The following is a 17,413-nucleotide window of genomic DNA, read 5'->3' as shown; positions in this document are numbered from 1 at the left end:
TCATTTCACAAATCGATTGGGCCTCAAGATCAATACGAACGATTGCCGATAAAATGCGCAACCTCGACCAGATCCTTTTTGGCCTGCATGTCGGGCAATGTCTCCAGCGCAGCAATCGCTTTGTCGATATAAGCCTGCGAAAGCGCGTCCGCTTGGCGAATCGCATCGCTGCCGCGAATATAACCCAGGAAACGGCTGACGTCCGTCTGGCCGTCCAGTTCATGAATGCGGGCCAATTCCGCGAGCAGCTTGTCCTTCAGCTCCGGCTGACGCAGCGCCAGCAGCACCGGCAGCGTGATGTTGCCTTGCTTGATGTCGCTGCCCGGCGGCTTGCCGATCTGCTTCTCGGTACCCGTCAGGTCGAGAATGTCGTCGCGAATCTGGAACGCCATACCGACATTATAGCCAAACGCGTACAGCCGATTGCTAACCCGGTCCGGCGCTCCAGAAGCCATCGCCCCAAGCTGGCAGGAAATCGCGATCAGCAGCGCGGTCTTGCGCTTGATGCGCAGCAAATAATCGCGGATCGTTTGCTCCGTTTCAAAAAAGAAGCGGATTTGCTCCATTTCGCCGATGCACATCTCGACAATCGCCTTGGACATGATTTGATGCACCGCCGGATTCGGAATCCGCGTCACCACGCCAAGCGCTTTGGCAAAAATATAATCGCCCGTATACATCGCAATCCGGTTATCCCACTTCGCCCGCACCGTCAGCTGGCCGCGCCGCGTGTCGGCGTCGTCGATCACATCGTCGTGTACCAGCGTCGCCATGTGAATCAGCTCCAGCGGAACGGCAACGTTTTGCATCGTATCGAGCCGGTAGGTGCCGAATTCGCCGGAAAGCAAAACAAAGACAGGGCGAATCCGCTTCCCGCCTGCCTTCAGCAAATGCACCGACGCTTCGCGCAGCAGGGAATGGTCGGAGTAGACGCTTTCCTCCAGCACCCGTTCGATCGCGGCGATATCTCTTTTTTTCCTCGCATAAATCTCCAGTAGGTTCTTCATTCCGTCACCCGTGCTATTGTATTCTCGGACCAGATCTCAATGGCCGCCGGCTTCGGCAGGAAGCCGAGCTCATGGCAATAGCGGTAATACAACTGTAAGCCTTGCCACTGCTCACGGCCAAAATCGTAGCATAATGTATGAAAATAATGTCGCCAGTACGTTTTTTCGCCGCCAATCGTGCGGCAAGCCTCGTGGATCATCGCGCTTGGATCGTCATGAGCCTTGGCCTTGCTTTGCACGAACGCGCGGAACGCTTCCTGCACAAGCTCGGGATGGCGCTTGGCGGCGTCGCGGCGCAAAGCCCATACGGCAAAGGACATCCACTGGCCTGTCCATTTGGCCCATTCTTGCCCAAGATCGGTGATCATATACTTGCGGTTGCGCCAGCTTTCGCGAATCGCATCGTCGCCGATCAAAAGCGCAGCGTCGTGACCTTCCATCATCGTCTCCAGGACCGGAGCCGCGTAGCTGTAGGTCGGCTGACCGCCGTGGAATTTTTCCAAAATGATTTTCAGTAGATTGACCGAGGTTGCCGACGTTGTGGGCAGCGCGATCGAGCCGCTGGCGATTTCGCGCAGCGGTTTTTCGTGGAACAGCAGGATCGAATTGACTTCGCCGTACGCGCTTACCGACAAGTCGGGGTACAACACGTAATCCTCAAAGCATTCACCGTAAGCAAACGACGAAATCGGCCCCATATCGATCTCGCCAGCCGCCATCGCGCGGTTGAGCCCTGTCGGCACCATTTTGACGATAGCGACCTTGCTGCTGGCGACGAGCTCGGGAAAATAATAATAAATGGGCCACACATTCGTAAAATCGATCCGGCCTATACGCAGTTTAGCTTCCTGGTTGTTCATCTTGTTCTCCCCATCTTCGGTACAAGGGAAGGTCAAGCTCGATGTGCATGCTGTCCAGCACCTTCCCCACCAGAAAATCGACCATCTCGGCGAGCGTCGCCGGTCGGTTGTAGAAAGCCGGCATCGCCGGGAGGATGCGCACGCCAAGGCGCGCAAGCGTCAGCATATTTTCCAAATGAATCGCATGAAGCGGTGTTTCCCGCGGCACGATAATGAGCGGACGCCCTTCCTTGAGCATGACGTCGGCTGTGCGCTTGAGCAAATTATCCGAAGCACCGTGGGCGATGCCCGACAAGGTACCCATCGAGCACGGCACGACGACCATGCCCTTGGTGCGAAACGAGCCGCTCGCCACCGATGCGCCGATATCGGCAATCGGATGATACACATAAGCGCCGGGCCGACCGCCGAAATGCGTCTCCAGCATCTCCTTGCGCTTGGCGGCATTCCAGTCCAGTTCGTCGTGCAGCACGCGCCAGCCGGCTTCTGTAATCAGCACATGCAGCGTGTAGCCGTGATCGAGCAGCACCTGACAGAGCCTCACCCCATAGATCGCTCCGCTTGCTCCCGTAATGCCGATGACCCAATTCGCACTCATGAGTGGTGCGCCATAAAGACGTCAAGCAGCGTAAACACAAACACCACCACGCTCAAAACGCCGTTCATTGTAAAAAAAGCTACGTTCAGCTTGGACAAATCCTTGGGTGAGACAAGCCTGTGCTCATAAAACAGGATCGCGTAAGCAATGACGAGACCGGCCAAATACCACCAGCTCAAATGGGTCAGGAAAAACAGTGTCACCAGGCCGACAGCAGTCAGCACATGCAGCGTACGCGCTGTGTTCAACGCGGCTGCGATACCAAAGCGGCTCGGCAGCGAGTAAAGTCCTTCCTGCCGGTCAAACTCGGCGTCCTGGCAAGCGTAAATCAAATCAAAACCCGCACTCCAGCACACAATCGTGAGAAAGAAAATAAACGCGGCCGGCGACACCTCGCCCGTTACCGCAACCCAGCCGCCCAGCGGCGCAAGGCCCAGCGTGATGCCGAGAAAAAAGTGGCAAAGCCATGTAAAGCGCTTGGTATAAGAATAAAAAACAAGAAAAAAGACTGCAATCGGCAGCAGCTTCATGGACAATGCGCTTAAATGATAAGTAGCCCAGAACAGCAAAGCAAAAGAAAGAATGACATAAATGAGCACTTGACGGGCCGATAGCAGCCCTGCGGGAATCGCCCGCTGCGCGGTACGCGCGTTTTTGGCGTCGATGGCTTTGTCAATCACGCGATTGAGCGACATGCCGGCCGTTCTCGCGCCGATCATCGCCAGCGTAATCCAGCCGATCTGAGCCCAAGTCGGCAAGTCTCCGGTCGTCACGACCGCGCCGAGAATCGCGCCCATAAACGCAAACGGCAAAGCAAAGATGGAATGCTCAAACTTGATCATTTCCAGAAAAATTTTGATTTTCGTCAGCATGTACGTCTACACTCCCGGTTTAGTTTTCCCCTTGGTGCCGATGTGCAGTGCAGCAACGCCCCCGAAAAGCGGATAAGCTTCGACTTCAGTAAGGCCCGTTTCGGCAAAGATCGCGGCCAACTGCTTATGGTCAGGGAAGTGAATCAGCGACTCCGGCAGCCATTTGTACTGCTCGTAGCGCTTGGCAATCAGCTTGCCGAGCAGCGGTAGCACTTTTTGGAAATAAAAATAATACAGCGACTTGAACGGCTGCCATGTTGGCTTGGACAGCTCCAGCGATACGACAAGGCCGCCCGGCTTGACGACCCGCTCCATTTCGCGGATCACCTGCTTCAAATCCGGCACGTTGCGCAGCGCAAAGCCGATTGTAACGTAATCGAAGCTGTTGTCTTCGAACGGCAGGCTCATCGCGTTGCCGCGCATGAGCTCGATCTGCTGATCCAACCCCAGCTCCTTGATCTTGACCGCGCCATAGTCGAGCATATTCTGGCTGAAATCCAGACCGACGACCGGGCCTGTCCCGCTCGCCTGCGCCAGCGCAATCGTCCAGTCGCACGTGCCGCAGCACAGATCAAGCGCGGTTTGACCGGGCAACACGTTCATTTTGCGCATCGTGAACTTCCGCCACGCTTTATGTCGCCGAAAGCTCAAAATATCATTCATCAAATCGTATTTCGGGGCAATGCTTTCAAAAACGGCATGGACAAATTGTTCTTTGGATTTGGTCTGCATCGGGTCGATTCACCTCAAATTTCCTCAAGCGCTTTAGGCTTGGACAAATAACGAAGGAACGGCTCGCCAATGTGAAACAGTTCACTTATCAATTTATCGGAATCGAGCTGCTGCACCTTGGCGAAAAGCTGCTTGACTTGATGGTCGAGCATTTGATAAAGCTGCGAGCTGACGTTGTACTTGTGCAGCAAGGAACGGATTTTCACGCTGTCCGGCTCGGCTGCGCTCAGCTGCTTGCGCTCTTCCTTCGAGCCTGTTTGCATAATGTGCCAGAAACCCCAGCTCCCTCGAAAGTCGGCCGTCGATTCGGCGCGGAAAATCTCCTCGAACAACACCTCGCAGCGGGCAAAGCCGGTCAGCAGCTCCGGCCACATCTGACGATGCACGTCTTCCATCAGCTCCGAAAAAAACAAAAACAGCTGCGTTCGGATATCGACGGAATGCTGCACGTACTCCTCCGCGGATACTTTGAGCTGCTTCATCAGCGTATACAAATTCATCTTTAAACGGTTGACCTCGCAAATCGCCGACGAAAGCTTTTTGACCATCTCGATTTGTCCGGCTTGGGCCAGCAGATGATAAAATCGCGAGCTGAAGTAGTCACCGGCCAACACCTTGAGCTGCCGCGAACGCGCCGATTTCTTCTCTTTGCTGTCGTTGTTGACATCGACCAGCTCATGCGTATCGAGACCAAGCTGAACCAGCGAGGTGGCCAGCGCGTACAGCTCCCCGGTTCCGGCGGCGTCGTTTCTGCCGAGAAAAGCAAACAACAGCCGCGTGCGGAACTCGGGAAAGCCCGGCAGGTCCGTATGGGCTTGAATCATGTCGTATTCCGTATATTGCTTGGCGATCTCTGGGATTCGATAAGGGTTCATACAAAAGCCTCCGTAACCGTAATGCCGAATTGCATTCGTGCATGTTCATCCAAGTAATTATAGCATAACCAGTTCCCCGAGTCATAATTAATTATAACGGATATCTTTGTCTCCACTTCATTGTGTACGTTATGTGAAACCGATTTTGCAGCTGCGCTTCCATCTCCGTTTGACTCAGCGCTCCGGCATCCGGCTCCATATCCTTGGCTTCGCCGCGTCCCGCTTCCAGCGCCAGAACCAGCTGGCCCGATGCCGTATCGGTCGCGCCCGTATAGTCCAGCACGCGCACCAGCACCTGATTGATGTTCGTCGTGCGCGTCGTCATCGTTTGCGTCAGCCGGTACAAATCGCGGTATACCGCTTCCGGCTCGGCGTTTTTCGGCAGACTCAGATCAATCGAAACGATCGAATGATTCAGCTCCACCTTGCGGATGCGCAGCTGCAGCGGCACCTGCACCAGCAGGTCGACCATATTGCGCTCCGTCATTTGCGCGGCCCGCTTGCCCGACCATGATTCGACCGTCCCCTGGCCTCCGCTTTGCTCCAATTGCGGCAGCAGCGACAGCCCTACGGCCATTGCAGCCGATACCGCGGCTACAATCCCTATTCGTACAGCCCATTTCATTTGTACATGGCACCCCCCGTTACGCGATCGCGCTGGATAAGCCTATACACCATTGTACAAAGAAAAAAAGCAGGCTATGCCTGCATCCGCAAATTATTCCTCGGTGTCGATCGTGCCGAACTTCGTCATGATGATCGCTTTCCCCCGAACTTTTACGGCCGACGTATGCTCGGTAAACTGCGCAATCATCACCTCGCCCTTGTCCAGCTTTTCGGTATGGTGAAATCGCGTATCCTGACCGCGCGTCAAGCCGATCACGTGAACTCCGTTGTCCTTGGCCTTGATGACAAAATAATCGTTGCCCGAGCTGCTTGTTTGATTGTCCATGCTCCAACCTCCCGTTCTCAAGTCGGCCTCCCAAGGCCTCTTGTTCCATATTGCGCAAAAAAAGCCCGTTCGTCAAGGTTGCTGCTGTCGCAACCCTGCCGCCAGCGTCATAAAAAAGCCTCCCGATCAGATGTCCGGCATCTGACGAAAGGCTGCATGTCGCTTTATCGGAGTAGCGGGATTCGAACCCACGGCCTCATCCACCCCAAGGATGCGCGCTACCAGGCTGCGCCATACCCCGTTGCTTCTCTGACCGCAAAACAAACGGTATTCCCTCGTTTGACCCGCGGTGCTTTCGTATTATAGCATGAGACTGCCTGATCTGGCAATATTCTGCAAAGGGTTGAAAAAGCCGCCCCCGCGTAATCGCGGAAGCGGCTTGTCGCTCATGTATAAATGTACGATCGTATGTAAAACTGACCTTATTGAATTCCGTCTCTCAGCGCTTTGCCTGGCTTGAAAGCCGGGATTTTGCTTGCCGGAATTTCAATTTCCTCTCCGGATTGCGGGTTACGTCCCTTACGAGCGGAACGTTCACGAACTTCAAAATTTCCGAATCCGACCAGTTGAACTTTGTCACCGCTTTGCAGAGCTTCGGAAATAGCGTCAAATACAGCGTCAACCGCTTTCGTCGCATCTTTCTTGGACAGCTCGGAGGTTTCAGCAACCTTGTTAATCAATTCAGATTTATTCATGCCATTCACCTCCCCCCAAAAAACTTAATCGCGTTACTTTCTGTTTTCACCGTTTCGTCGGAAAATATACATGAAGGCTCAAGAAATCCCTTGATTTCATTGGAAAAAATCGGCTTCCCGACTGACGAACAAACTTATAGTAATACACCCTTCGGTCAATTTCAAGTCCAGTTTACGTTTTTGGGTCTAACTTTTGCTAGGAAACGACAAAAAACACTCCAAAGAGTGTCCTTTGTCCTATTCTTTACAGGATGATCGCAATCAGTCCGCCGGAGCCCTCGTTAATAATTCGGCCCAGCGTTTCCTGCAGCTTGTAGCGAGCATTGTCCGGCATCATCGCCAGCTTGCCCTGAATGCCTTCGCGAACAATGGAATGCAGCGAGCGTCCGAAGATATCCGATTCCCAAATTTTCAGCGGATTGTCTTCGAAGTCTTGCATCAGATAGCGCATCAGCTCTTCGCTTTGCTTCTCCGTGCCGATGATCGGCGAGAACTCGGATTCCACATCGACGCGAATCATATGGATGGATGGCGCTGTCGCCTTCAACCGGACACCGAAGCGCGGCCCCTGACGAATCAGCTCAGGCTCGTCAAGCGCCATTTCGGCCAGCGTAGGCGGCGCAATGCCGTAGCCGGTCGTTTTGACCATTTCCAGCGCTTCGGCGAATTGGTCGTATTCGCGTTTGGCGTGCGTAAACTCCTGCATCAGCTGCAGCAGATGATCCTTGCCGCGGATTTCCACGCCCACGACCTCCATGAGAATGCGGTCATACAGCTCATCCGGCGCATACAAATCGATCTCGGCTACGCCCTGCCCCATATTCATATCGGCCAGCGCCGCCCGGTCGACAAAGTCGTATTCGGCAAATTGGCTGACAACGCGTTCAACGTCGCGCAAGCGGCGAATGTCTTGTACCGTATCGCGCACCGAATTCTCAAAGCGGCCGCGCAGCCAGTGATTTTCGCCCAGTACCATGACCCAGCTCGGCAGATTCACGTTCACCTCGTGAACCGGGAACTCGTACAGCACCTCGCGCAGCACAGACACCATTTCTTCTTCCCCGGCGCTGGCCACGCTCATCGTGACAACCGGCACGTCATAGCGGCTTTGCAGCTCGCTGCGCAGCTCCAGCGCCGGCTCGCTGTTCGGCTTCTGCGAGTTGACGATGACGATGAACGGCTTGCCGACTTCCTTCAGCTCGTTGATCACGCGCTCCTCGGCCAATACGTAGGACGAACGCGGAATATCCGAGATCGTGCCGTCCGTTGTGACGACGACGCCCAGCGTGGAGTGCTCCAGAATGACCTTGCGCGTGCCGATTTCGGCTGCTTCCTGGAACGGAATCGGCTCGTCGAACCACGGCGTATTGATCATGCGCGGTCCATTTTCATCTTCATAACCTTTTGCTCCGTCTACCGCGTAGCCGACGCAATCGACGAGCCGGACGTTGACGTTCAGCCCCTCGGCTACGGAAATTTGCACCGCTGTGTTGGGTACGAATTTCGGCTCCGTCGTCATAATCGTGCGCCCAGCCGCGCTCTGCGGGAGTTCATCCGTAGCCCGGACCCGATCCGCTTCGCTTTGAATGTTGGGGAGCACGACAGATTCTACAAAACGTTTGATAAAGGTCGATTTTCCCGTGCGGACCGCGCCCACTACGCCGAGGTAAATATCGCCCCCCGTACGCTCTGCAATGTCCTTAAAGATATCCACTTTCTCCAAGAGAATCCCTCCTACAGTTTGGTGGTCAACGGATTGTGCGACGGTACCATTGACTACTCGTACATTCCTTTGGACTAGTAAGAAATATATGTGCCGCTGCCGGAAATATGATCGGAGCGGCGATTTTTTTTGCCGTCCGCGCCAAGCCGCTGTTTCCTTGCACATACCGCTTTCCATAAAGCCTCTGAAAAAATATATGCCGGATGGATGGGCCTTATGCTTGCAAAAATAGCAAAAAAGCCCCCGCGCTTCCCGCAGGAAGCCCAAGGACTTTCGTTGTGCGCCGATCTGGCGCTGTCATTATTCGGCTGCCGGAACCGGCGCGCCGTCCTTCCAATGATAGGCGAAGCTGCGCGTCGGCACGAACAAGGAATCCGCAACCAGAAGCTCGCGCAAGTCCCGGCCCGGCTCCAACGCGTTTTGCAGCCCCTTCGCTTCAATCACTTTCATCAGATCGGGACCGTAGTCGAGCATGACGACGCCTGTCTTTTCTTGAATCAGGTAGCTGTACGTGTTCTGCCGGTTGTAGTCCGACTTGATCTCCGGCGCCTTCGTGCCGAGCTTTTCAAAATCGACGTAATAAAAACCGGGCGCCGCCTGGAAGCCCAGTGGCAGCTGACCGCCATGCTTGGCCTGATAATCGGCGGCAAGCTTCTCGACATCGCCCGCGGACTGATAGGCGCTCAAATCCATCAGCCTGACTTCCGGCTTTGTCTCGGGGTTCACAAGCACATACATGAAAATGCCGCCCTTTTCGAACGCGTTCGCCGGCACGGAGCTGAGCAGATTGGCTCGCTGCAGCTTGCCGAAATCGATCACATATTTCTCGTAAAGCGGCGTATTCATATCGCTGTTTTTGATCGGCAGCACGTCGTGCTTTTCGTGATATTGATCGATCGCCTGCTGCACGACGGTAATAAATTCCGCCGGATTGATTTTATTTTCCTGCCGCATCTCCTGCGGGTACGCACAGCCGCTTAACACAAGCAGCAGCGCCAGCGCCAGCACGCCTGCGCGCAAACCGCGGTTCATTTGCCTCCACATGCCAAACCTCCTGTAGCGTCTTAAAATAAATCGTCGTCGTCCTGCTGCCGGGCCAGCTGCGCACGAATGGCCGCTTTGAGCGGGTCTTCGGGCACAAGCGCTTCAACGCGGCCCGTGACGCGCGCCTGGCACGCCAACCGATAGCCTTGCGCCAGCTGCTCCATCCCGAGCTTGAGAATCTCGTTCTGATTCGGCGGCGTCAGTCCGCTTTGGTCCTCGACCAGCAGCTTGCACATCAAGCAAGCCGCCTTCGCGTCGCAGCGCGAACGAATCCCGGCCTGTGCCCTGCGTCCGGCTTCCAGCAGCGTGGCGCCCGGACGAACCTGGACCTTTTTGTTACCCGGGGCAAAACGCACTTCCGTTTGCGCCATCGCCATCCCTCATTTTGTGCAAAATAAACGCTCGTTGCCCTAGCGCGCCGCTGCGCCGCCGGCAGTCAGTCCCAAATCGGCCAGTTGGCCGAGCAGCTGCTCGCTCCAGCGGCCGCGGGCCAGCAAAGCGGCAAGCGCAGCCATATGGCTGGCCGGGTCGCGCCGCATCGCCTCGGCGATCGGCTCATAGCGGTCCGCTCGCCCGCGCAGCAAATTGAACAGCAGCTCGTGTGCCAGCGGCGTCAGCCTGATGGTTGATGCTCCGCCGTCCGACATGTGCTGCTGCGTGATCTGGGCGGCCCACTTCGACCACAAATAGCCCGCTTCCACTTGATACGTCGAGCCGTTGGCCGCAACGCGGAACGCGCCGACCAGCTCCACCGTCACACCCGCGACCTCATAATGGCTCAAAATCGACGCGTAGATGTCCGTTTCACTGTAAAACGGCACATCCAGCGCATAGTCGCGCAGCGCTCCGTATGCCACCGCCACGTCGCTTCCGTCTATATACAGATCAAGATCGCGCGGCTCGCCGGCGAGCGCCACGCGCTGCAGAATCAGGCCGCTGCTGCCGCCAATCAGCCAGCGGACGCCCGTAGGCGCCAGCAAACGGCTGACCGTGCCAATCGCATCCTGCAAGGAAATCGTCAGGCTCACGCAGGTTCACACCTTTCCGCATGCAATGTTAGAAGTAAGGCTTGTGAGTTACGGAAATGTCGCCCTGTTCGCGAATCACGCATTGGCAGGCCAGCCGGTAGCCAGCTTCCAGCTCCTCCGGCTCTAGTCGCGACTCCTCGGCTTCCGTCGGCGTTGCCAGATGCTCCCTGCCGGCCGCTACATAGCAGCGGCAGCGGGCGCACGTGCCCCGCGTACAGGAGAAGCCCCAAGCCACGTCGTGCTTGATCGCCATGTCCAGCAGCGTCAAGCCGGTTTCGGCTCCAACGTTTTTTTGCATTCCTCGCGCTTTCAATTCCAGCATGTATGACCGATTCCTTTCGTTTACGTCAGGGAAACGAGCATGAGCAGCAAGATCGGTAAAAACAGCAAAAACGCAATCAGCGACAAGATGCCGCGCACCACCGGGCTCTTGCGCCTTCTTGCATATGTAATGAGAACAGAGGCTACCGCCATCAATCCCATCGCGATCAGCGAAGCCCACATTTTATCCATGCTTGTCATCGTTTGCTCTCCTAACGCTTGGCTAATAAAAAGACTGCCATTTATTATACCATAGCGCATGAAAAAAAGCATAAAGGGGAAGCCCCTTTACGCTTATTTTTTGCCCAGCATCATGCTCATCAGCTGCTGCATATTGTTGGTATCCAGCTTGCTGCTTTTGACCGCCTGAACAATTTCATTGATGGTCTCTTCCGATACTTTGACATTCACCAGCGACGACACCTGCTTGATCAGCTGGCGAAGCTGGGTCTCGCTTTGCAGCGTAGATGGCTTCACGCCGCTGGCGATTTTTTGAATATCCTGTCCGGTAACGGATTTGCCCGTTTTTTTCTTGACCACATTCAGCACGTCTTTGGAAAAATCCTTATTAGCCAACGAAGCCGCCTCCTTAGTACCTTGAACTGATCCAGCTAAGGTATACTATGAAAGCGGCCTGCTTGTTGTGTAGGCTCCCGGCTATTCCAGCCATTTTGTCGCTCCGGTGTCGGCGACTTCCTCGATTTCATGCGTGCGGACGCGGCCCATCAGATCCCCAACGGCGTCCTTCGGCCGCTTGCCGGCGAACAGCACGCTGTGCAGCTCGTCGGTGATCGGCATCTCGACGCCATAACGGCGCGACAGCTCATACGCGGCTTTCGTCGTCTTGACGCCTTCGACGACCATGCCCATCTGCTCCAGCACGCGCTCAAGCGGATCGCCTTGGGCCAGCATATAGCCGGCGCGCCAATTGCGGCTGTGACGGCTCGTGCACGTCACGATCAAATCGCCGATGCCGGCCAGGCCCGCAAACGTCGGCGGGTTCGCGCCCATCGCCGCGCCAAGCCGGGCGATCTCCGCCAAGCCGCGCGTCAGCAGCGCCGCTTTGGCGTTATCGCCGAAGCCAAGTCCATCGCTTAGGCCTGCGCCAAGCGCAATGATGTTCTTGAGCGCGCCGCCGACCTCGACGCCCGCCACATCCGGGTTCGTATAGACGCGGAAGTACCCGTTCATGAACAGATCCTGCGCCGCTTCGGCCGCAGACAGCTCCTGCGCCGCGACAACGACCGTCGTCGGGCAGCGGCGGATGACCTCCTCGGCATGGCTTGGGCCGGACAACACGACGATCCGTTTGGGATCGTAGTCCGGCAGCTCGCCGGCAATGACGTCGGTCATACGCGTCAGCGACCCGGCCTCGAAGCCTTTGGTCGCGTGAATCACCAACGTGTCCTTGCCCAGATGCGGCCGCATTGCCGCCGCGACCTCGCGCATCCCCGCCGACGGCACGACCAGCACAACGGCTTCCGCCCCCTGTACGGCCTCCTGCAGCGACGTGGTCGCCGTCATGCGGGCCGACAGCTCGATATCGCCGAGAAAACGGCGATTGCGCCGCGTTTCATTAATTTCGCGAGCCTGCTGCTCATTGCGCGTCCACAGCAGCACGTCTCTTCCATTATCCGCCAGCACCGATGCGAGCGCCGTTCCCCAGCTTCCCGCTACCAGCACCGACACTTTGCCTGATAATGTCAATGTACAAGTCCCTCCTTGCCAGCATACAACGCGACTTGCGCCCGTTGTTTACGCCTTTTTCGAGCCGAGCCTGTTTTCCTTGCCCTGGATCATCTTGACGATGTTCGTGCGATGGCGCACGAAAGCGAATACACAAAGCAACATAGCCAAAATCACATACGCCAGCGGACGGCCCATCCCGAGCAGCAAAAACGGTAAGAGTGCAGTAAGCACAAGAGAGCCCAGCGAAACGAAGCGCGTCAGCGCAATGATGACAATGGCGCAAAGACCGGCAATCAGCGTTGGCAGAAACGCCAGCGTCGCCATGACCCCTACAGTCGTGGCAATACCTTTGCCGCCGCGAAAGCCGAAATAAACCGGCCAGTTATGGCCGATAATCGCCGCCAGTCCCGCCAGCGCGTGAATCCAGACGTGCTCCGGGCTGGCCCAGTAGCCCAAAGCTACGGCAAGCACGCCCTTGAGCGCGTCCAGCACGAGCACAAGCACGGCCGGGCCCTTGCCCAGCACGCGCAGCGTGTTCGTCGCACCGGCATTGCCGCTGCCGTGCTTGCGGATATCGATGCCGCGAAGCCATTTGCCGAACAAATAACTAAAGCTGATCGAGCCGAGCAAATACCCGGCCACTACGGCTAGAATCGAAAACAACAATTTCCTCAACCCCCACTACTCGTCGTCCGATGATTTTCTCCTGCTGAAGATGCGGATCGGCGTGCCTTCAAAGCCGAACGCAGCGCGGATGCGATTTTCCAGATACCGTTCATACGAAAAATGCATCAGCTCCGGCTCATTGACAAAACAAACGAAGCTCGGCGGCTTCACCGACACCTGCGTCGCATAATTAATCCGCAAACGCTTGCCCTTGTCAGTCGGAGGCGGGTTGTAAGCGACCGCATCGGAGATGACGTCGTTCAGCGCAGAGGTTGTAATGCGCAGCGCATGCTGCTCGGCGACCTGCACGACAACGGGCAGCAGCTTGTGCAGCTTCTGTTTCGTTTTGGCCGATACGTAGACAACCGGCGCATAGCTCATGAACAGGAAATGATCGCGGATTTTTTGCGTAAACTGGTGCATCGTCTTGTCGTCTTTCTCTACGATATCCCATTTGTTCACGACGAAAATAGCCGCTTTCCCGGTATCGTGGGCAAATCCGGCCACGTGCTTATCCTGCTCGATAATCCCTTCCTCGCCGTCAATGACGACCAGCACGACATCGGCCCGTTCAATCGCTTTCATCGCCCGCATAACGCTGTACTTCTCCGTATTCTCGTACACCTTGCCGCGCTTGCGCATGCCCGCAGTATCGATAATGACGTATTTCTGGCCGTCGCGCTCAAACGGCGTATCGATCGCATCGCGCGTCGTACCGGCGACATTGCTGACAATGACCCGCTCCTCGCCGAGAATCGCATTGGTCAACGACGACTTGCCGACGTTCGGCCGGCCGATCAGGGCAAAGCGAATCACCTCTTCGCCGTACTCGTCGTCCTTCCGCTCGGGAAAATGAGCGCAAGCCGCTTCCAGCAAATCGCCGATACCGATGCCGTGCGAGCCGGAAATCGCCAGCGGTTCTCCAAAGCCCAAGCTGTAAAACTCGTAAATATCGTCCTGACGCTGCATATTGTCAACCTTGTTGACGGTCACAATAACCGGCTTCTGCGAACGGAACAACAGCTGCGCCACTTCTTCGTCAGCAGGGGTCATTCCCGCCTTCGCATCCACCATAAACAAAATCACGTCCGCTTCCTCAATCGCAAGCTCCGCCTGCGCCCGCACGGAACGCATAATGGCATCTTCGCCCTCGATTTCAATGCCGCCGGTATCAATTACGCTGAATTCCTGATCCAGCCATTCTCCGACCCCGTACAGCCTGTCGCGGGTTACACCCGGTTTATCTTCGACGATTGCAAGCCTGTCGCCGACAATCCGGTTAAACACCGTCGACTTGCCGACATTCGGGCGGCCTACAATCGCAATTACTGGTCTGGCCACTGGTTGCTCCTCCTAATCTCCCACAGCATGCTCCACAATCAGCTATGGAAAAATTCACAACTTACATCATAACAAAAAAGCCGCGGCTTGGCTAATCCCATTTGCCGCTAGCTGTGTTTGACAAGAATCATCGTCCCGTTTTTCAAATCGTGCGCGGCCGCGTCGAGAATTTTTTCCAGCGAAAATGACAGCTTTTCCCGCTCCTCGGCATCCTTGACGATAAAAATCGGCGCTCCGCCCCCGACGCTGTCGCGTTCCACCGCCACGACCGCTACAATTTGCGCCATCTACTCCGCCCCCTTCTTCTGATTCGTCAGCGCCTCCGACGGCATGCGCACCGCACTTTCCAGCACAGGCACGCGCTCCAGCGCCTTGAGCATGCGCGCTTCGTCCTTTTCCTGGGGCAGCAGCAGCAGCGCCAGCGTCCCGTCATTCATGTCGAGCTTGGCCATCGGTATAAGCGAAGGCTCGCCCGAGTCGCGGTATACGCCGAAAATCGTCGATACATCGTGTAAAATCGCCTGCCGTTGCCCCAGATTGGCTATAGTGACCCGGCAGTTGCGGTTTTTCGGCTTGACGACAAAGCCGATGCCGTGCTCGGCGATTCGCTTGCGGCTGTCCTCCAACCCGACATTCATGATATAAATCGTTCCGACGAACAAATCCGGCCCGTCCAGACGAAGGGGCGCCGGAGCTATATCGGCGATCGCGGCCAGCGAATTGCCGGACTTGAAATGATTGGCGATCAGAATCGAGCCGATGCCGGCCAGCACACCCCAATACCAGGCAAACAAAATGCAAAACAGCGCCGCCGAAAAGGCGGAAAAAATAACGAGGTAATTGCGCCCTTCAAACACCATCGCAATCCCTTCAATATAAGCAGCTCCACGCGGCACCAGCTCCAGATCGTCGATTTTGGACAAGCTTTGCCGCTCCATATTGCGCACATCGCGAAACTGCTGGGCAGCCAGCGCGAGAAACGTGACGGCAGTATAGTTTTTGTCGAGCAGCGCCGGCACGGCGACTGCGCCAAGACCGGCGGCAATGACGCCAAGCGAGATGTGGATGATGCGACCATGCGGATACGTGGGATACTGACGATAGTCGGTCCGCAGCATGTTCAGCCGCGAGAGCACGCCAAAGATCACGCCAACGACGATGCCCACCGTATATCGATGCGAGAACACCCAATCCATTATTTTCTCCAGCCTCCTCTGCGTTCAAGCCAATCCTTCAGCAAGCTGCTACAGCCCGCATACAGCGATTGCAGCACAACCGTCATCGTTCTGGCCGCGAATACAGCCACCCACCACTCGTCCTGAAAATCGGATCCCCCGTATACCCGGACCGCAACGCCATGATGCATGAACGTTTCATAGCCCTCGCCAAGCAAAAAACCAATCGTCAAACAGCCGATTTGCGCCAGCTCCTGACGCTGCACGAGCAAGGTCAGCACAGCGAGCACAAGCGACGCGTCCAGTCCGCCCTTGCCGACCGCAAATACGGGGTCCATTTCCAGCACCTGATGCAGCAGAAAATGAAATGAACCGAGTAGCAGCCCGAGCGACAGCAGATGCAGCTTTTGCACGAAGCCTTCCATCATCAACAAAATCGCGAAAGCGGCCAGCGTCAGCCATATTGCAGACAAATTAACGCGAATGCCGTGCCAAGGAACGGAAAACCGCGAGCAGACGGCCCAGCCGACAAAAAAAAGAAGTATGCCTTTGTGCGAAATACTTCTTACATACACTTCCTTCCAGCCGCTGGCGAACAAAATCAGCGTAATGCCCAAAAGGAGAAAAGCCAAATAACCCGAGTTCATCGTTTCATCACCCTGCGGATTTGCCGCTTGCACGAACGTCGCCGCGCCGCCCCTGCCGTGATCGGCAGACTGCAGGCGCTGGCGCGTCCATGAAAGCTTGCTTGCTCCTTAGTATGGCGAAAAAACGATTAATTACTCCGGTTAGCTCTTCTTGCATATTCAGTTATATCGATACCTCGCGCCGAACACCATTCCGCTGTTTCGCCGGTAATGACCGCCGGCACGCTCCACAGCGCCTCAACGCTTTCAGCGCCCAGCGCAGTCATCAGTAGCGTGATCCCTGTTTGCAGTTCTCCGGCAAAACGGTGCAGGGCTTCGACCCCTTCCGTGCGCAGCACCTTGAGGAACGCTCCGGCCATGCCGACAGCCGATGCGCCCAGCACCAGCGCTTTGATCGCTTCCAGCGCATTGGTGATGCCGCCGGTGGCGATGACGGAGCCGCGCGGAAACACGGTCAGCGTCTCCAGCAGCGCAACAGCGGTCGGATGGCCCCAATCGTCGAGCCACCCTAGCGCCGTGGAACGCCGCGCATTTTCGATCGCTGCGAAATTCGTGCCGCCCGCGCCGCCGACGTCGACGATCGTCACACCGGCCTCGCGCAGCTGCCGAGCCTGCTCGCGGAGAATACCGAAGCCGACCTCCTTGACGACCACCGGCACATTCACCTTGCGGACGATGGCTTCTATGCGCTGCAGCATGCCGCTGAAGCAACGGTCGCCCTCCGGCATGATCAGCTCCTGCATGACGTTGAGATGAATTTGCAGCGCGCTCGCTTCAATCATCTCGACCGCCCGCTCGGCCTGCTCCACCGTCGCTTCGCTGCCGAGATTCGCCAGCACGACACCGCGCGGATTCTCACGGCGCACGACCTTGTAGCTGCTTTCTACCTCGCTGCTCTTGAGCGCTGCCATTTGCGAGCCGACCGCCATCGCCAGCCCCTTCTCGCGGGCCACAATCGCCAGCTCGCGATTGATGCTTTCGGTCTCCGCCGCCCCTCCCGTCATCGCATTAATGAAAATCGGCGAACTCAAAGTGAGATCGCCGATTCGCGTATCAAGTGCGATGTGCTGCATGGAGGTTTCGGGGAGACAGTTATGCGCAAGCCGAACGTCAGCTAGTCCTTGCCGGCCGGATTGGCCCAGCTCCAGAGCATGATAAACATGCTCCATCTTGCGGGAAATGCGCATT

Annotated in this window: 23 protein-coding genes and 1 tRNA gene; all 24 read right to left on the bottom strand. The window is 56.4% G+C overall.

The window, feature by feature from the left end; all coding sequences use genetic code 11:
• Positions 1–29: 29 nt before the first annotated feature.
• The 24 genes from B5M42_RS15495 to fni all read right to left on the bottom strand — a co-directional run bounded on the left by B5M42_RS15495 (position 30) and on the right by fni (position 17,412).
• Complete coding sequence (locus B5M42_RS15495) at positions 30–1,007, bottom strand: polyprenyl synthetase family protein (RefSeq protein WP_134750160.1); 978 nt, start codon at positions 1,005–1,007, stop codon at positions 30–32.
• Positions 1,004–1,867, bottom strand: a complete 864-nt coding sequence (locus B5M42_RS15490) for a menaquinone biosynthetic enzyme MqnA/MqnD family protein (RefSeq protein WP_134750158.1) — start codon at positions 1,865–1,867, stop codon at positions 1,004–1,006. Before B5M42_RS15490 ends, B5M42_RS15495 begins: the two co-directional genes overlap by 4 nt.
• A complete protein-coding gene (locus B5M42_RS15485) occupies positions 1,848–2,465 on the bottom strand; it encodes a UbiX family flavin prenyltransferase (RefSeq protein ID WP_134750156.1) in 618 nt (205 codons plus the stop codon). The genes B5M42_RS15490 and B5M42_RS15485 overlap by 20 nt, the downstream gene beginning before the upstream one ends.
• Complete coding sequence (locus B5M42_RS15480; protein WP_134750154.1) at positions 2,462–3,337, bottom strand: UbiA-like polyprenyltransferase; 876 nt, start codon at positions 3,335–3,337, stop codon at positions 2,462–2,464. The genes B5M42_RS15485 and B5M42_RS15480 overlap by 4 nt, the downstream gene beginning before the upstream one ends.
• 6 nt (positions 3,338–3,343) lie before the next feature.
• Positions 3,344–4,069: a demethylmenaquinone methyltransferase gene (locus B5M42_RS15475; protein ID WP_134750152.1), complete on the bottom strand. Its 726-nt coding sequence runs from the start codon at positions 4,067–4,069 to the stop codon at positions 3,344–3,346.
• Positions 4,070–4,083: 14 nt separating this feature from the next.
• Entirely contained in the window at positions 4,084–4,944 is an 861-nt protein-coding gene (locus B5M42_RS15470) for a heptaprenyl diphosphate synthase component 1 (protein ID WP_134750150.1), read from the bottom strand.
• 91 nt (positions 4,945–5,035) lie between these two features.
• Positions 5,036–5,569 (bottom strand): hypothetical protein, encoded by a 534-nt coding sequence (locus tag B5M42_RS15465; protein ID WP_134750148.1) that lies wholly within the window; start codon positions 5,567–5,569, stop codon positions 5,036–5,038.
• A gap of 93 nt (positions 5,570–5,662) precedes the next feature.
• A complete protein-coding gene (gene mtrB, locus B5M42_RS15460) occupies positions 5,663–5,896 on the bottom strand; it encodes a trp RNA-binding attenuation protein MtrB (RefSeq protein ID WP_134750146.1) in 234 nt (77 codons plus the stop codon).
• A 167-nt stretch (positions 5,897–6,063) separates the two neighbouring features.
• A tRNA-Pro gene (locus B5M42_RS15455) sits at positions 6,064–6,137 on the bottom strand.
• 181 nt (positions 6,138–6,318) lie between these two features.
• The gene (locus B5M42_RS15450) at positions 6,319–6,591 is read right to left on the bottom strand and encodes an HU family DNA-binding protein (protein WP_134750144.1); all 273 of its coding nucleotides are present in this window, start codon (positions 6,589–6,591) and stop codon (positions 6,319–6,321) included.
• 244 nt (positions 6,592–6,835) lie between these two features.
• The gene (spoIVA, locus tag B5M42_RS15445; RefSeq protein WP_134750142.1) at positions 6,836–8,314 is read right to left on the bottom strand and encodes a stage IV sporulation protein A; all 1,479 of its coding nucleotides are present in this window, start codon (positions 8,312–8,314) and stop codon (positions 6,836–6,838) included.
• A 300-nt stretch (positions 8,315–8,614) separates the two neighbouring features.
• Positions 8,615–9,358 carry a hypothetical protein gene (locus tag B5M42_RS15440; RefSeq protein WP_134750140.1) on the bottom strand — a complete coding sequence of 248 codons (744 nt, stop codon included), beginning with the start codon at positions 9,356–9,358 and terminating at the stop codon, positions 8,615–8,617.
• Positions 9,359–9,378: 20 nt separating this feature from the next.
• Complete coding sequence (locus B5M42_RS15435; RefSeq protein ID WP_134750138.1) at positions 9,379–9,735, bottom strand: 2Fe-2S iron-sulfur cluster-binding protein; 357 nt, start codon at positions 9,733–9,735, stop codon at positions 9,379–9,381.
• Between the two features lie 33 nt (positions 9,736–9,768).
• Entirely contained in the window at positions 9,769–10,386 is a 618-nt protein-coding gene (locus B5M42_RS15430; RefSeq protein ID WP_134750136.1) for a hypothetical protein, read from the bottom strand.
• 28 nt (positions 10,387–10,414) lie between these two features.
• A complete protein-coding gene (locus B5M42_RS15425; RefSeq protein WP_134750134.1) occupies positions 10,415–10,708 on the bottom strand; it encodes a 2Fe-2S iron-sulfur cluster-binding protein in 294 nt (97 codons plus the stop codon).
• Between the two features lie 20 nt (positions 10,709–10,728).
• On the bottom strand, positions 10,729–10,908 hold the full coding sequence (locus B5M42_RS15420; RefSeq protein WP_134750132.1) for a DUF2768 family protein: 180 nt from the start codon (positions 10,906–10,908) through the stop codon (positions 10,729–10,731).
• Positions 10,909–11,001: 93 nt separating this feature from the next.
• Positions 11,002–11,283 (bottom strand): stage VI sporulation protein F, encoded by a 282-nt coding sequence (locus B5M42_RS15415; protein WP_134750130.1) that lies wholly within the window; start codon positions 11,281–11,283, stop codon positions 11,002–11,004.
• 81 nt (positions 11,284–11,364) lie between these two features.
• A complete protein-coding gene (locus B5M42_RS15410) occupies positions 11,365–12,414 on the bottom strand; it encodes an NAD(P)H-dependent glycerol-3-phosphate dehydrogenase (protein WP_134750128.1) in 1,050 nt (349 codons plus the stop codon).
• Positions 12,415–12,462: 48 nt separating this feature from the next.
• Positions 12,463–13,062, bottom strand: a complete 600-nt coding sequence (gene plsY / locus B5M42_RS15405; RefSeq protein ID WP_134750459.1) for a glycerol-3-phosphate 1-O-acyltransferase PlsY — start codon at positions 13,060–13,062, stop codon at positions 12,463–12,465.
• A 15-nt stretch (positions 13,063–13,077) separates the two neighbouring features.
• Positions 13,078–14,403: a ribosome biogenesis GTPase Der gene (gene der / locus B5M42_RS15400; protein WP_134750126.1), complete on the bottom strand. Its 1,326-nt coding sequence runs from the start codon at positions 14,401–14,403 to the stop codon at positions 13,078–13,080.
• Between the two features lie 107 nt (positions 14,404–14,510).
• Positions 14,511–14,690 (bottom strand): capping complex subunit for YIEGIA, encoded by a 180-nt coding sequence (locus B5M42_RS15395; protein ID WP_134750124.1) that lies wholly within the window; start codon positions 14,688–14,690, stop codon positions 14,511–14,513.
• Positions 14,691–15,599, bottom strand: a complete 909-nt coding sequence (locus B5M42_RS15390; protein ID WP_134750122.1) for a YIEGIA family protein — start codon at positions 15,597–15,599, stop codon at positions 14,691–14,693.
• Entirely contained in the window at positions 15,599–16,225 is a 627-nt protein-coding gene (locus tag B5M42_RS15385) for a YphA family membrane protein (protein ID WP_134750120.1), read from the bottom strand. The genes B5M42_RS15390 and B5M42_RS15385 overlap by 1 nt, the downstream gene beginning before the upstream one ends.
• A gap of 128 nt (positions 16,226–16,353) precedes the next feature.
• On the bottom strand, positions 16,354–17,412 hold the full coding sequence (gene fni, locus B5M42_RS15380) for a type 2 isopentenyl-diphosphate Delta-isomerase (protein WP_134750118.1): 1,059 nt from the start codon (positions 17,410–17,412) through the stop codon (positions 16,354–16,356).
• Between the last annotated feature and the right edge of the window lies 1 nt (position 17,413).

This window comes from Paenibacillus athensensis (assembly GCF_004514475.2).
GTDB classification, from domain to species: domain Bacteria; phylum Bacillota; class Bacilli; order Paenibacillales; family NBRC-103111; genus Paenibacillus_AL; species Paenibacillus_AL athensensis.
Note: the sequence above shows the minus strand (reverse complement) of the source record. Positions and strands in the feature narration are given on the sequence as shown.

Coding starts and splice junctions, on each gene's coding strand:
- B5M42_RS15425 (WP_134750134.1), bottom strand. CDS start 10,708: ATGCTGGAATTGAAAGCGCGAGGAATGCAAAAAAACGTTGGAGCCGAA.
- B5M42_RS15390 (WP_134750122.1), bottom strand. CDS start 15,599: ATGGATTGGGTGTTCTCGCATCGATATACGGTGGGCATCGTCGTTGGC.
- B5M42_RS15480 (WP_134750154.1), bottom strand. CDS start 3,337: ATGCTGACGAAAATCAAAATTTTTCTGGAAATGATCAAGTTTGAGCAT.
- B5M42_RS15385 (WP_134750120.1), bottom strand. CDS start 16,225: ATGAACTCGGGTTATTTGGCTTTTCTCCTTTTGGGCATTACGCTGATT.
- B5M42_RS15470 (WP_134750150.1), bottom strand. CDS start 4,944: ATGAACCCTTATCGAATCCCAGAGATCGCCAAGCAATATACGGAATAC.
- B5M42_RS15395 (WP_134750124.1), bottom strand. CDS start 14,690: ATGGCGCAAATTGTAGCGGTCGTGGCGGTGGAACGCGACAGCGTCGGG.
- B5M42_RS15475 (WP_134750152.1), bottom strand. CDS start 4,069: ATGCAGACCAAATCCAAAGAACAATTTGTCCATGCCGTTTTTGAAAGC.
- B5M42_RS15450 (WP_134750144.1), bottom strand. CDS start 6,591: ATGAATAAATCTGAATTGATTAACAAGGTTGCTGAAACCTCCGAGCTG.
- B5M42_RS15440 (WP_134750140.1), bottom strand. CDS start 9,358: ATGTGGAGGCAAATGAACCGCGGTTTGCGCGCAGGCGTGCTGGCGCTG.
- B5M42_RS15495 (WP_134750160.1), bottom strand. CDS start 1,007: ATGAAGAACCTACTGGAGATTTATGCGAGGAAAAAAAGAGATATCGCC.
- B5M42_RS15435 (WP_134750138.1), bottom strand. CDS start 9,735: ATGGCGATGGCGCAAACGGAAGTGCGTTTTGCCCCGGGTAACAAAAAG.
- fni (WP_134750118.1), bottom strand. CDS start 17,412: ATGCGCATTTCCCGCAAGATGGAGCATGTTTATCATGCTCTGGAGCTG.
- B5M42_RS15465 (WP_134750148.1), bottom strand. CDS start 5,569: ATGAAATGGGCTGTACGAATAGGGATTGTAGCCGCGGTATCGGCTGCA.
- B5M42_RS15485 (WP_134750156.1), bottom strand. CDS start 2,465: ATGAGTGCGAATTGGGTCATCGGCATTACGGGAGCAAGCGGAGCGATC.
- B5M42_RS15490 (WP_134750158.1), bottom strand. CDS start 1,867: ATGAACAACCAGGAAGCTAAACTGCGTATAGGCCGGATCGATTTTACG.
- mtrB (WP_134750146.1), bottom strand. CDS start 5,896: ATGGACAATCAAACAAGCAGCTCGGGCAACGATTATTTTGTCATCAAG.
- B5M42_RS15420 (WP_134750132.1), bottom strand. CDS start 10,908: ATGACAAGCATGGATAAAATGTGGGCTTCGCTGATCGCGATGGGATTG.